Origin of the sequence: Massilia sp. IC2-476 (genome assembly GCF_020707295.1) — a bacterium.
GTDB lineage: Bacteria > Pseudomonadota > Gammaproteobacteria > Burkholderiales > Burkholderiaceae_D > Telluria.
On record NZ_JAJFER010000001.1, the window covers coordinates 964,402 to 978,347 of the forward strand.

The 13,946-nt window shown below is 68.1% G+C and carries 12 protein-coding genes; 7 read left to right on the plus strand and 5 right to left on the minus strand.

The window, feature by feature from the left end; translation table 11 throughout:
* Positions 1-2 precede the first annotated feature (2 nt).
* From LK539_RS04295 to LK539_RS04320, 6 genes are all read left to right on the plus strand, one after another.
* Complete coding sequence (locus LK539_RS04295; RefSeq protein WP_227799780.1) at positions 3-1,049, plus strand: glycosyltransferase family 2 protein; 1,047 nt, start codon at positions 3-5, stop codon at positions 1,047-1,049.
* Complete coding sequence (locus tag LK539_RS04300; protein WP_227799663.1) at positions 1,046-1,435, plus strand: GtrA family protein; 390 nt, start codon at positions 1,046-1,048, stop codon at positions 1,433-1,435. The genes LK539_RS04295 and LK539_RS04300 overlap by 4 nt, the downstream gene beginning before the upstream one ends.
* Complete coding sequence (locus LK539_RS04305; protein WP_227799781.1) at positions 1,435-2,295, plus strand: GNAT family N-acetyltransferase; 861 nt, start codon at positions 1,435-1,437, stop codon at positions 2,293-2,295. Before LK539_RS04300 ends, LK539_RS04305 begins: the two co-directional genes overlap by 1 nt.
* Entirely contained in the window at positions 2,285-3,067 is a 783-nt protein-coding gene (locus LK539_RS04310) for a PIG-L deacetylase family protein (RefSeq protein ID WP_227799664.1), read from the plus strand. Before LK539_RS04305 ends, LK539_RS04310 begins: the two co-directional genes overlap by 11 nt.
* A gap of 10 nt (positions 3,068-3,077) precedes the next feature.
* The gene (locus LK539_RS04315; RefSeq protein WP_227799665.1) at positions 3,078-5,228 is read left to right on the plus strand and encodes a glycosyltransferase family 39 protein; all 2,151 of its coding nucleotides are present in this window, start codon (positions 3,078-3,080) and stop codon (positions 5,226-5,228) included.
* A 128-nt stretch (positions 5,229-5,356) separates the two neighbouring features.
* Entirely contained in the window at positions 5,357-7,051 is a 1,695-nt protein-coding gene (locus tag LK539_RS04320; RefSeq protein WP_227799666.1) for a response regulator, read from the plus strand.
* Positions 7,052-7,089: 38 nt separating this feature from the next.
* Here LK539_RS04320 and LK539_RS04325 read toward each other — a convergent pair whose 3' ends face one another.
* From LK539_RS04325 to LK539_RS04340, 4 genes are all read right to left on the minus strand, one after another.
* Positions 7,090-8,610, minus strand: coding sequence for a DEAD/DEAH box helicase (locus LK539_RS04325; RefSeq protein ID WP_227799667.1), 1,521 nt, complete (start codon positions 8,608-8,610; stop codon positions 7,090-7,092).
* Positions 8,611-8,866: 256 nt separating this feature from the next.
* Positions 8,867-9,631 carry a hypothetical protein gene (locus LK539_RS04330; protein WP_227799668.1) on the minus strand — a complete coding sequence of 255 codons (765 nt, stop codon included), beginning with the start codon at positions 9,629-9,631 and terminating at the stop codon, positions 8,867-8,869.
* A gap of 19 nt (positions 9,632-9,650) precedes the next feature.
* Positions 9,651-10,271 carry an LON peptidase substrate-binding domain-containing protein gene (locus LK539_RS04335; RefSeq protein WP_227799669.1) on the minus strand — a complete coding sequence of 207 codons (621 nt, stop codon included), beginning with the start codon at positions 10,269-10,271 and terminating at the stop codon, positions 9,651-9,653.
* Positions 10,272-10,463: 192 nt separating this feature from the next.
* Positions 10,464-10,904: a hypothetical protein gene (locus LK539_RS04340; RefSeq protein ID WP_227799670.1), complete on the minus strand. Its 441-nt coding sequence runs from the start codon at positions 10,902-10,904 to the stop codon at positions 10,464-10,466.
* Positions 10,905-11,041: 137 nt separating this feature from the next.
* Between LK539_RS04340 and LK539_RS04345 the strand changes: the two genes are divergently transcribed.
* Complete coding sequence (locus tag LK539_RS04345) at positions 11,042-13,288, plus strand: CHASE domain-containing protein (protein ID WP_227799671.1); 2,247 nt, start codon at positions 11,042-11,044, stop codon at positions 13,286-13,288.
* A gap of 71 nt (positions 13,289-13,359) precedes the next feature.
* Here the strand turns inward: LK539_RS04345 and LK539_RS04350 are convergent, their stop codons facing one another.
* Positions 13,360-13,893 (minus strand): transposase, encoded by a 534-nt coding sequence (locus LK539_RS04350; protein ID WP_227799672.1) that lies wholly within the window; start codon positions 13,891-13,893, stop codon positions 13,360-13,362.
* Positions 13,894-13,946 lie beyond the last annotated feature (53 nt).

Consider the following 13,946-nt stretch of genomic DNA (forward strand, 5'->3'; position numbering starts at 1 on the left):
ACATGAACCTGTCCGCCGCCGGCGCCGACGCGAGCCTTGCTGCCCTGGCGGCGGCCGGCGCGATCGCCGTCGTGATCCCGAGCTACAAGGTCACCCGCCACATCCTGGGCGTCATCGCCGGCATCGGCCCGGAAGTCACGCGCATCTATGTGGTCGACGACAAGTGCCCGGACAATAGCGGCGCCTTCGTCCGCGAACACTGCCGCGACCCGCGCGTCGTGGTCCTCGAGCATGCCGAGAACCAGGGCGTGGGTGGCGCCGTGATGACCGGCTACCGCGCCGCGATCGCGGACGGCGCCAAGGTGATGGTCAAGATCGACGGCGACGGCCAGATGGACGGCGCCCTGATCCCGAACTTCGTGGCACCGATCCTGGCCGGCGAAGCCGACTACACCAAGGGCAACCGCTTCTTCAACCTGGAACGCATCGGCAGCATGCCGCCGCTGCGCCTGTTCGGCAACGCGGTGCTGTCCCTGATGACCAAGCTGTCCTCGGGCTACTGGGACCTGTTCGACCCGACCAACGGCTACACCGCGATCCACGCCGACTGCGCCCGCTTCCTGCCCTTCGACAAGATCAGCAAGCGCTACTTCTTCGAATCGGACATGCTGTTCCGCCTGAACATCCTGGGCGCGGTGGTGGCCGACGTACCAATGGACGCCGTTTACGGCGACGAGGTCAGCAACCTGAAGATCTCGAAGATCGTCACCGAATTCCTCAGCAAGCACATCCGCAACTTCGGCAAGCGCATCTTCTACAACTACTACCTGCGCAACATGTCGGTGGCCTCGATCGAGCTGCCGCTGGGCATCCTGCTGACCGCCTTCGGCACCATCTACGGCCTGTCGCACTGGATCGCCTCGGCGCGCTCGGGCGTGGAAACGCCGGCCGGCACCGTGATGCTGGCGGCGCTGCCGGTGATCATGGGCGTGCAGCTGATCCTCGCCTTCCTGGCGCACGACGTGGCGTCGGTGCCGCGCTACCCGCTGCACAAGAAGACCCTGTTCCGCAGCAAGCCGGCCGTGCCTGCGGCGGATCCGGCTGCATGAGCATGTCCGCACTGGCTTCCAAACTGCTCAGCCGCCAGTTCGCCGTCTTCCTCACCGGCGGCCTGCTTTGCGCCCTGACCGACATCGGCCTGATGCAGCTGCTGCTGCAGTACGGCGTGCAGGCCACCGCTGCGGCCAGCGCCGGCTTTGCGGCCGGCCTGCTGGTCAACTACGCCTTCCACAGTCGTGTTACCTTCAATGCTGCGGCCAACCCGGCCAACTTCGCACGCTACCTGTGCGTGGTTGGGGTCAATTATCTGTTGACCATTGCCTGCGTAGCTGGCGCGGAAGCCGCCTTTGCCAACCCGCTGGCCGGGAAGCTGCTGTCGCTGCCGCTGGTGGCGGTCAACGGCTACCTGCTCAGCAAATACTGGATCTTCAAGTGATGCAAGCCCTGCGTTTTGCTCCCGTCCGGAACGACCCCGCCGCCCTGGCCCAGTACGGCGCCCTGTTCGCCGCCTGCTTCCCCGGCACCGACAAGTTCACGCCGGCCTACCTGGACTGGCTGTACGTGGCCAATCCGGATGGCGCCGCCGTCGGCTACGACGCCTGGGACGGCGAGCGCCTGGCCGCGCACTACGTGTGCGTGCCGGCGCGGGCCTGGATCGAAGGGCAGGAAGTGCGGGTGCTGCTGTCGCTGAACACGGCGACCCACCCCGACTACCAGGGCAAGGGCCTGTTCACCAAGCTGGCGGCGATGACCTACGAGGCGGGCCTCGAGAACGGCTTCGACGGCTGCTATGGCGTGGCCAACGCCAACAGCACCCCCGGCTTCGTGCGCAAGCTGGGCTTCCAGCTGGTGCGCCCGCTGGAAGCGCGCGTCGGCCTGGGTGCGCTGCGCCATGCGCCGAAACCGGCGGCGAGCGCGCTCTCGTTCGAGCGCCGCTGGAGCGCGGAAGCCCTGGCCTGGCGCTGCGCCAATCCGCACAACCGCGTCTACCGGGGCCATAGCGGCAGCCGGCTGCAGTTCCACGCCGCCGCCGAGAAGGGCGTGCCGGCCTATGCCGAACTGGACAAGGCAAGCCTCGACCTCCAGCTGGACGGCCGCGACCCATCCGCCTTCCCGCTGCGCCTGTTCATCGGCCTGGCGCCGGACGCGACCAGCAATTACTGGAACTACGCCAGCATCCCGCAGCGCCTGCGTCCCTCGCCGCTGAACCTGATCTGGCGCGCCTTCAATGGCCGCGTGCCCCAGCTCGACCCGGCGCGCATCCAGTTCACCTTCCTCGACTTCGATGCCTACTGACACCGCGCACGCCGCGCTGTTCCTGTTCGCGCACCAGGACGACGAGTTCGGCGTGTTCCAGCGCATCCTGGACTGCCGCCGGCGCGGCCTGCGCGTGGCCTGCGCCTACCTGACCGACGGCCAGACCGCCAGCGCCAGCGCCGCCCAGCGCAACGGGGAGTCGCTCGCGGTGCTGGCGCGCCTGGGCGTGGCGCCGGACGACGTGTTCTTCGCCGGCGCCGAGCTGGGCATCGGCGACGCGCGCCTGCCCCTGCACCTCGGCCGGGCGGCGCAGTGGCTCATGCGCTGGCTGGACCGCTACCCGCTCATCGACTCGCTGCACGTGACGGCCTGGGAAGGCGGCCATCACGACCATGACGCCCTGCACGCGCTGGCCGTGAACATCGCCAGCGAACGCGGCCTGCTGGGCCGCACCCGGCAGTTTTCGCTGTACCAGGCCAAGGGACTGCCGGGCCCGCTGTTCCGGGTGCTGGCGCCGCTGCCGGAAAACGGCCCGGCGGTGGCGATCCGCATCCCCATGCGCGAGCGCCTGCAGCACCTGAAGGCCTGCCTGTCCTATCCGTCGCAGCGCACGACCTGGATCGGCCTGTTCCCTTTCGTGCTGATGCACTACCTGCTGCGCGGCGTCGAGCAGCTGCAGCCGGTGAGCGTGGAGCGCCTGCGGGAACGTCCGCACGCGGGCGCGCTCTACTACGAAAAACGCAAGTTCTTTAGCTGGGACCAGATGAAGCAGGCGCTCGACGCCTGGCGCTGCTCCCCTTCCCTCCAATAATAACGACCCGATGATGAAGACCGACGCATTCATTCACAGCGCCCATAGCGGCGCCGACAGCGCCGACAGCAAACGGCAAAGCCTGTGGCTGGGCGCCCTCCTGGTGGCCGTGCTGGCCTGGCTGCTCTACCGCAACCTGGGCCTGAACCCGGCCATCTTTGCCGACGAGTGGTACTACAGCAAGATGGCGCGCCTGATGCCGCTCAGCGAAGCGATCGTGCCGTCCTACCTCTACCTGTGGCTGGCGCGCGGCTCCCTGTCCTGCGGCACCGAGTTCCTCGACTGCGTGCGCGTCGGCAATGCCGTGTTCTTCGCCGGCGCCGGCGCCTTCCTCTACCTGGTGGCGCGCGCCTACCTGCGCCCGCTGCTGGCCCTGCTGGTGACGGCCATGGCCCTGCTGGCGCCGGTCAACATCTACACCGCCTACTTCATGCCGGAAGCCACCTATTACTTCGGCTTCGCGGTACTGGCCTGGGTCGCGCTGTCGCCGCGTCCCTGGACGCCCTTGCTGCGCGCGCTCATCGCCGGCGTCGTGCTCGGCCTGATGAGCCTGGTGAAGGTGCACGCCCTGTTCCTGATGCCGGCCGCCAGCCTCTACCTGGCCGCGAACGCCTGGATGGCGCGCCGCGACGGCGCCGCCGGTCCGGCGCTCGGCATGGCGCTCGCGTGCGCCGTGCTCGCTCCGGCATTGGCGCTGGGCATCAAGTTCGGCCTCGGCTACCTGATCGCCGGTGAATCGGCACTGAGCCTGTTCGGCAGTTTCTACAACGCCACCGCCGCCGGCAGCGCCCCGCGCTCGCGCCTGGACCTGATCGCGCCCGCCCTCATCAACGGCCGCGGCCACCTGATGGCGCTCGTCATCCTGCTGGCGCTGCCGCTGGCGCTGCTGGCGCACGCCATCGTCAGCCCCACGGCCAGGCGCGAAGCCAGCCCGGCGCTCAAGCGCCTGCAGCTGTTCGCCTTCCTGATGCTGGGCTCGGCCGCCGGCATGACCATCGCCTACACGGCCTCGATCGTGGCCCAGGGCCCGCACGAGATCTTCCGCCTCCACCTGCGCTACTACAGCTTCGCTTTCCCGCTCCTGATCATCCTCGCCGCCACGCTGCTTGGGCGCCCGGCCGGCCAGGCCAGGCCGCCGCTGGGCTGGCTGGTCGCGCTGCCGCTGGCGGCGGTGCTGCTGTTCGCCCTGTCGCGCCTGCCGGGCTTCTCGACCAACCCGGTCGACGGCCCGGAAATCTCGTCCATCAAGCTCAATGAATGGACCGGCTGGCTGGTGATCGGCCTCGACCTGGCGGTGCTGGGCTTGTGGGCGGCCGGCAACCGGCTTGCCGCGCCGCTGTTCGTGTTCCTTGCCGTGCCGCTGATGCTGGTGCTGGGCACCCAGGAGACCAACCGCTTCCTGGCCCAGCTGCGCCCGGGCTGGCCGACCGACCACGGCGCCCGCTTCGCGCGCGACTATGTGCCGAAGGCCGAGCGCAACGACATCACGGTGGCCACCACCGGCATCCAGGAAGTCATGCGTGCGCAGTTCCACATCGACGCGCCGGATACCGCCATGCTCGACCTGCCGGCGGATGCGCCGATTCCGGAATACCAGATCCCCATGCGCAAGAAATGGCTGCTGGTCGTCGGCAACCATGCCCTGCCGCCGGGCCTGAGCCCGGTCAAGCAGGGCGAGGGCTACCTGCTGGTGCGCCTGCCCAACGCCACCGACCGGCCGCTCGGCACCGCGCACCTGTCGCAGCCCTACGGCAGCGGCTTGCTGCGGGACGCCGAAGGCATGTCGGACGCCGAAGGCTTCGGCCGCTGGTCGGACGCCAAGCGCGTGGTGCTGCACCTGAACCGGCCGCTGCCGAAGCAGGCGCGGGTGATGCTGACGGCGATGGCCTACGGCATCAACACCACCCTGCCCTTCACCATGCACGTGGGCGAAGCCAGCAAGGAATTCCGCCTGGGACCGTCGCCGCAGGAAATCAGCCTGCGCTTCGAGACCGACGGCACGCAGCGCAGCCTGGTCATCGACGTCCCGCAGCCGGATTCGCCGTCCACCCGCGGCAGCACCGACAAGCGCAAGCTCGGCATCGGCCTCACCGACATCACCATTGCTGACGTCGGCGCCGCCGAAGCGCCCGCCCCGGTCCAGGTCCAGGCCGCACGCTGATCCACCAAAGGGCTGAGCCGCGTCAAGCGCGGCCAGCCCTGTGTGCGCTCACGAACGGAATCCCGCACGCCATCCCGATACAGTGAATCCCAACGCGGCCGCCATTGCGGCCGCATGATCGGGACACCATGGCAACTGGATCGGAAAAAGACGAACATCTCGACAAACCGCTCGATGTACAGGGCGGCGGCCAGAGCATGGGCGTGCAAGCGGTGGGCGAAGTCGACGGCAACACCGTCTCGCCGACCGGCGGACCTGGTGTCAACCACTGGCAGGCCGGCTACATCGGCCAACGTGGCCTGGACGACCGCGCCAACGTTTTCTTTGCCGCCGTCGAGATGACGCGCATGCCAATGCTGGTCACCGACCCCAACCAGGAAGACGACCCCATCGTGTTCGTCAACGGCGCCTTCCTCGACCTCACCGGTTACGAGGAAAAGGATGTCCTGGGCCGCAACTGCCGTTTCTTGCAGGGACCGGACACCGACCGCGCGACCGTGGACGAGGTCCGCAAGGCCTTGCGCGAACACCGTGCGGTTTCGGTCGACCTGCTCAACTACAAGGCCAACGGCGAGCCCTTCTGGAACGCGCTGTTCATCGGCCCGATCTTCGACCAGGACGGCAAGCTGCTGTATTTCTTCGCTTCGCAGATGGACATCACCGAGCGCCGCAGCATGCTCGAGTCGAACCTGCAAGCACAGAAGATGGAAGCCATCGGCCAGCTGTCGGCGGGAATGGCGCACGATTTCAACAACCTGCTGCAGGTCATCAACGGCAACCTGGAACTGGCCCTGCTCACCGCCGGCAAGCTCCCGGCCGCGGCCGACCCGATCCGCCGCGCCCAGCGCGCGACCATGCAGGCAGGCAAGCTCACCCAGCAACTGCTGAGCTTTGCGCGCAAGCAGCGCCTGGAGCAGAAGCGCGTCAGCCTGAATTCACTGGTGGTGGATTTTTCCGACATGCTGGTGCGCACCCTCGGCGACAAGCTCGAGCTGCGCCTCGACCTGCGCCCCGGCCTGCCCCCGTGCTCGCTCGATCCGACCTATCTGGAGATGGCGCTGCTCAACGTCGTCATCAATGCGCGCGACGCCATGCCGAACGGCGGCACGGTCACCGTCGGCACCGCCGTCGTGAGCGAGGAGCGGCGCCTCGCCAACCGGCTGGCGCCGGGCGAGTATGTCGCCATCTGCGTCAACGACGAAGGCGAAGGCATGCCGCCCGACGTGCTCAAGCGCGCCACCGAACCCTTCTTCACCACCAAGGGCCTCGGCACCGGCCTCGGGCTGGCAATGGTGCACGGCTTCGTCCAGCAGTCACACGGGCGCCTCGACATCGAGAGCGAAGCGGGGCGCGGCACGCGGGTGCGCATGATCTTCCCGGTGGCGCAGCAGCTGCGCGACGAGGCAGGCGGCGCCGACGGCATCGCGGCGGAAGCCGAGGAAGCCGGCCGCAAGTGCCGCATCCTGGTGGTGGAAGACAACGAAGACGTGCGCGAACTGGCCGAGGCCATGCTGGCGGCGGCCGACTACGAAGTGGTATCGGCGCCCAGCGGCGAGCGCGCGCTGGAACTGCTGGAATCGGAAAAGGTGGACCTGCTGTTCACCGACGTGATCATGCCGGGCGGGATGAACGGGCTGCAGCTGATCGAACAGGTGCACGCGCGCCGGCCGGGGATGCCGGTGCTGGTGACCACCGGCTACATGGACGAACTGCCGGCGCGCGGGGCGCGCGACAAGTCGCTGGACGTGCTGGCCAAGCCTTACCAGCACCAGGATTTACTGGATCGGGTGCATGCGGCATTGCATGCAAGACGCGCCGCTTAATCACCGCGTGGGCGGGGGACCCGCCCACCCTACAAAAATCAGTTCGACCGTGGTCCGCCACCGAGCAGGAAGGCCAGCTTCTGCTTGCCCGGCTTGGCTTGGGCCGGCGTCGGCGTCACGGTTTCCTTGCGCGCCGCGCTCGACGGCTCGTAGGGCTTGAGGAACCACGGATCGACCTTCTCGCGGCGCGGCGTCGGGCTGTAGCCGCTGCTGCGGGCCGGGCGCTCGCCGCGTTCGCCACCGCGCGAGCCGCCTTCTTCGCGACGGCCACGGCGTTCGCCGTCGCGGCCGGAGTCGCGGCTGCTTTCGCGTGCGCGCGCGGACGGCGCCACGAAGCCGGCCAGCTCGCCGCGCGGGATGGCCTGCTTGATCAGCTTTTCGATGTCGGCCAGCAGGCGCTCGTCCTTGTCCGAGTACACCGACAGCGCATCGCCCGAGGCGCCGGCGCGGCCGGTACGGCCGATGCGGTGCACGTAGTCTTCGGCGTTGTACGGCAGGTCGTAGTTGATCACGCAGGGCAGGTCCGAGATGTCGAGGCCGCGCGCGGCCACGTCGGTCGCCACCAGCACTTCCACCGCGCCGCCCTTGAAGGCGTCGAGGGCGGCCATGCGCTCCTGCTGGGTCTTGTCGCCGTGGATCGCGGATGCCTTGATGCCCTTCTGTTCGAGGTGGCGCGACAGGCGCGAGGCGCCGATCTTGGTGTTCGAGAACACGATCACCTGCTTCAGGTTGCGCTCGCGGATAATGTGCTCGACCACGTCGCGCTTGAGCTCCTCGTCGACCTTGTAGACGATCTGCGTGACCTTCTCGGCGGTCGCGTTGCTGCGCGCCACTTCGATCAGTACCGGCTGGTTCAGGAAGCTGTTGGCCAGCTTCTTGATCTCCGGCGAGAAGGTGGCCGAGAACATCAGGTTCTGGCGCTGTTTTGGCAGCAGGTTGATGATGCGCTGCAGGTCAGGCAGGAAGCCCATGTCGAGCATGCGGTCGGCTTCGTCCATCACCAGCATCTGCACCTGCGACAGGCTGATGTTCTTCTGCTCGACGTGGTCGAGCAGGCGGCCCGGGGTGGCGATGACGATCTCGACGCCGCCCTTCAGGACCACGGTCTGGCCCTTCATGTCCATGCCGCCGAACACGACGGTGGAGCGCAGCGGCGTGTGCTTGGCATAGGCCTTGACGTTGTCGGCCACCTGCACCGCCAGTTCGCGGGTCGGGGTCAGCACCAGCGCGCGCACCGGGTGGCGCGCCGGCGACATGCTGCTGTTGGCATGCGCCAGCAGCAGCTGGATGATCGGCAGCGAGAAGCCGGCGGTCTTGCCGGTGCCGGTCTGGGCGGCGCCCATCACGTCGCGGCCCTGCAGCACCAGCGGGATCGCCTTGGCCTGGATCGGGGTCGGATGCTCGTAGCCCTGGTCGGACAGCGCGCGCAGGATTTCCGGCGCCAGGCCGAGATCGGTAAAGCGCACGGTCGGCGCTTCATCGGCCTTCACCTGCTCGACCGGTACATTCAGGTCCAGGTCGGCGGTATCGGTGCTGGGAGTATTCTGGATATCAGACATATTCTTGTTGGACAGTATTTCGTTAGCTCTACGGCTGCGCCTGCGGGCACGCATCTGCCTGCACAGGAAGCTTCCAGATGGGACGGCGGGCCGGCAACCGGACCGCAGGGACCGCGGAGAGCGCCGGGCAGCGGCACGGGCAGGGGCGGACGTAGAGGCACTTTAGCGGGCTACACGATACCTGAAATCCACCCCCCTGTATATAAGGGCCTGTTTTCCGGGTATTTTCCCGTGTAAATACCCGGCATCATGCGATTCAGGGTGTCCAGCCGCGCTGCTGGGCCGCCCGTTCGGCTGCCGGGTCGAGGGTGGTGCCGACGATGCGGGCGTCGATCGCGGCCTGCACTGACGGCGGCAGGGTGGCGCCGTCGAGCCAGGCGGTGCCCGCTTGCGGCTGGGCCAGCACGGGAACCGTCCAGCGCCCGCCGCCGCGGCAGGCCAGGCCGGCCGTCGTGTCGACCACGAAGCTGCGGCAATAGCTGCCATCCTTCGACACGAAGGTGACGCCGATGCGCACCCCGGTCTCGGATGGACCGGGACTGGCCAGCTGGCCACCGAGGGCCTCCACCAGGCGCCCGCGCGCCACCAGGGCACCATCGCTGGCTTCGAGCATCACGATGCCCGGCTCGGGCTGCAGCTGCTGCCAGCCGAGCGCGCCGCCGACGGCGCCAAGCACCAGGGCGGCGCCCAGCGCCAGCCAGTGGCGCGGGGTCCAGCCTGCCTCGGCTTTCGCAGGCGGCGGTGGCGGCGGGGCCGTGCGTCCGGGACGGATGGCGTCGAGGTGGACCACCTTGCCGGTGGGTACCGGCGCCTGGCGGTGGCGGCTGCCGCCGTCGTGGCCATTGGCCGAGACGCTGAAGATGTGTGAGCGGCTGTCGCGTCCGGCGCCTTCTCGCCGGTGCTGGGCGATGCGCGCGGCCAGCACCGGATCGGCGCGCATGGCCCGCTCGACCGCTGCGCGCGCCGGCTCGGCCAGCTCACCGTTGATATACGCAATCAGGAGGTCGTCCGAGAATTTCATGCCAGCACTTGATGAGGTCTCAGGAAGTGATCAGGCCGTGTTCGTCCAGGACATCGTGCAGCAGTTCCAGCCGGATCACGGGATTGTCGAGCATGAGCATATGGTGCTTCTGCTGGTTGGGCAAGGGCAGCAGTTCGCACCAGCGGTTCGCCACCCAGCCGCAGTCGTCGAGACGGAACGGCGGCTGCACCGGCCAGCGGTGGCGCGGTACGTCGTGCAGCGAGGACAGCACGCGGTCCAGGGCGTCGGAGGCGCCCTGCAGTTCGGACGGGACGCGCACCTCGTGGTCGTCCTCGACCAGTTCGGCCTCGGCCATCCACAGTCCGTTCAGGCGCTGTTCGGCGGTCACCACCGAAAAGCGCGAGCCGCCGCGGCACAGCACCTGCAGCAGGCCGGGCGAGGTGGTGGTGGTTTCGGTGACGGAAGCGATGGTGCCGGCTGCGGCGAAGCGCTCCGGCTCGCCATCCGGCTGGCGCACCTCATGTCCCTGCGTGAGCAGCACCACCCCGAACGGCGTATCGTCCGTGAGGCAGCGGCTGATCATGTCGAGGTAGCGGACCTCGAACACCTGCAGCGGCAGTACCCCGTCCGGAAACAACACCGTACTGAGCGGGAACAAGGGCATGGTTATCGTGGACATGATGCCCATCATGACAGAATCGAGGGCGAAACGGGAGCACGATTGGGCTACCGCAGCGCCCGTAGGGTGGGCGGATTCCGCCCACGCGGTGATGGTTGACAGCAAGATCATCCGGCACGAAAGCGAAGCCGTTTCGTATCACCGCGTGGGCGTTCGTAATTCCGGGCATTGCCCGAAATTACCCCGCCCACCCTACTCCGGCCCCTGCAGCGGCAGCGTCCGGATCGCATGCGAGAAATTCCCGAGCCGCCAGCGCAGCCGCTCCATTCCCGGATCCGGCATCGGCACCACGCGCAGCCGCAGCACCCCGCCCGGCAGCAGCGGACAGGGAATCGCCTGCTCGCCCGCCGCTTCCACCGGCAGCCTGAACTCGCCGCCCGGCGCCAGCTGCACCGGCCCGAACACGAGAGGCGCGCGCGTCGCGTTGCGCAGCAGCAGCACATCCTGCACGCCCAGGGTCAGGCGCACCGTGGCGGGCGTTTCCGATCCCCGGATTTCCAATAGCAGCTCGTGGCTGGCGCCCCGCAGCGGCGCAAGCATGCCCCACAGCAGGACCAGCAGGATGGCGCCGCTCAGGGCCGCCAGCGGCCAGTGGCGGCGCAGGACCAGTGGGAAAGCGTGGGAATGTTGCATGAAATAAATTTTAAGCGATAATGCTGTTGTCAGACGCGCATGGTGGCGTGCGCCCCAGCACAGCAAGGATGCGTATCCTACCTTCTTCCGCGCGTTTCCGATCAACCAGCCTTCCGGCGCTCCGCGCGACTTACCCGATGCCGCAGTCCCAGCCCGCCCGCCCGTCCAGCCGCCTGCCCCTGCCCGATTCCGGACAGATGCCGCTGCTGCTGGCGATGCTGGTGCTGCTGGCGACCCTGGTGGTGACCTTTACCGCCTGGAGCAGCGCCAAACGCAGCGCCGAAAGCCAGCTGCTCGAGACCTTCGACTACCGCACGCGCGACATGGTGTACAGCATCAGCCGGCGCATGGCGATCTACGAACAGGTGCTGCGCGGCGCGCGCGGCTACCTGCGCGGCTCGGTCGAGCTCGAGCGGCGCGACTGGGAAGAATACTATCGCGTGCTGCGCCTGGACCAGTCCTTCCCCGGCATGGAAGCGCTCGGCATCGCCAGCATCGTGCCCCCAAGCGAGGTGGCCAGGCACGAAGCCCTCATGCGGCGCCGCGGCCATCCCGACTACACGCTGCACCCGCCCGGCCCGCGCGAGCTGTACACGGCAATCACCCACATCGAACCTTTCGGCGGGCGCAACCTGCGCGCCTTCGGCTACGACATGTTCAGCGAACCGGTGCGCCGCGCTGCGATGGAACGCGCGCGCGACAGCGGCCAGGCGGCCCTGAGCGGCAAGGTGGTGCTGGTACAGGAAGGCCTCTCGCACGAGGGTCCGGGCCGGCAGCAGGCCGGGGCCCTGATGTACCTGCCGGTGTACCGCGCCGGCGAGCTGGCCGGCACCGTCGAGCAAAGGCGCAGCGCGATCGTCGGCTGGGTCTATGCCCCGTTCCGGATCAACGACCTGATGCGGGGACTGGGCGGCGCCCATTCGCTCGACCTCGAGGTCGAGATCCACGACGGCGAGCCGGTCGACGGCGCCAGCTTGCTGTACCGCTCCCCGAACACCTGGAATGGTCCGAGCGACCGCGCGCGGCTGCGCACCAGCGCCCAGATCATCCCGGGCGGGCGCACCTGGACCATCACGATGCGCTCCAGCGCCGCCCTCGAGGCCAGCCTCGACACCACGCGTCCGCTCCTGATCGCGGCGACCGGCATCGGCCTCAGCGTCCTGCTGAGCCTGGTTGTCTGGCTGCTGGCCAGCGAGCGCCGCCGCGCGCTGCAGCTGGCGCAGGACATGACGCTCGAGCTGCGCCAGTCGCACGACCGCATCGCCAGTGAGCAGAAGCGCATCCAGGTGATCCTCGAGAACGCGCCGGACGCATTCGTCACGCTCGATGCGCAGGGCTGCATCACCGGCTGGAATACCCAGGCCAGCCGCCTGTTCGGCTGGAGCGCGGCGCAGGCGATCGGGCGCAACGCAGAGGAACTGCTGCCGGAAGAACGGCGCGCCGCCTTCCGCGCCGGCTTCGCGGTGTTCGCGCGCGGCGGCAGCTGCGCGATGCTGGGCGCGCCGACCGAACTGCTGGTCGTCGACCACGAGGGACAGCGTATCCCGGCCGAGGTGACCGTGGCGCAGCTGGTGGTGGAAGGCGGTTTCGGCGCCACCGCCTTCGTGCGCGACATCCGCCAGCGCAAGGAAGCGGAAGCGCGCGAGCAGCAGCGCCAGCAAGGCCTGGTCGAGGCGCGCCGGGCGCTGGCTCGCGCCCAGAAGCTGGAAGCGGTGGGCAAGCTGACCGGCGGCGTGGCGCACGACTTCAACAACATCCTGCACATCATCAGCGCCAACGTGCAGCTGATGCTGCGCGCCGACAACACCAACCGCAAGCGCCTGCTCAGCATCCTCGACGCGGTCGAGCGCGGCGCGAAGCTCGCGGGCCAGCTGCTGGCCTTCGCGCGGCGCCAGCCGCTGCACCCGCAGGAAGTGCACGTGGACGCGCTGCTGGAACGCATGGACAGCCTGGTGCAGCGCGCCGCGGGCGACCACATCACGCTGGAAAAGCGCGTCCCGCCCGGCCTGTGGGCCACCCTGGTCGACCCGAACCAGCTGGAAAACGTGCTGCTCAACCTGGTCATCAATGCGCGCGACGCGATGGAAGGCAACGGCCGCATCGTGCTGGCCCTGGACAATGTGCACATCGGCGAAGACCCCGACCTGGCGCCGGGCGACTACGTCACGGTGGCGGTCGCCGACAGCGGCCACGGCATGCCGCAGGACGTGATGGAGCGCGCCTTCGAGCCCTTCTTCACCACCAAGCCCGAGGGCAAGGGCACGGGCCTGGGCCTGTCGATGGCGCATGGCTTCGCACGCCAGAGCGGCGGCGACATCCGCCTCGCGAGCGAACCCGGCAAGGGAACGACGGTGACGATCTACCTGCCGCGCCACGTGACTTGACAGGATTGCATTTCCGTAGGGTGGGCGGGTCTCCCGCCCACGCGGTCGACCGAACGATTCCCGCCGCGCCCTTATTCCAAATGCATCCCTTCGCAGCATGGATTGCCTCCCCAATCCACTGCATAGATTCCGTCTCGCACATACCGTGCAAACGTCGAATACGGCCATTCCGACACTGCACCCACCAAGCCATGCTTCACCGGATTGAAGTGGATGTAATCGACGTGGCGCTCCATGTCGATTTCGTCCCGGATCCGATGTTCCCAGAAGCGCCGCTGCCAGATGGGAGCTTCACGCTTTTGCCGGCGTGATGTGGAAAGGCTTAACTCGTATGCATCGCGGCATGCGTAGGACACGGCATGCTTGATCTGAGACCAGCGTGTCGAGAAATTCGTGTCTCCGTCTGGTAGCGTCCAGATGCAATGCAAGTGGTCGGGCATCAGGACCATGGCGTCGATCTCGAATGGCAGACGGACACGGACCCGTTCGATCGCGGAGCGTAAGGCAACCCGTACCAGCTGATCGCACAAGATGGGCCGGCGCTTGTAACTGACGACCGTGAAAAAGTACGAAGTGCCAGTAGTGGCGCGGCGATAGCGGGACATCGGCGCATGGTACGGTAGAGCCGGACGTAAGCCGTGTGAGGGATCAAACGTGC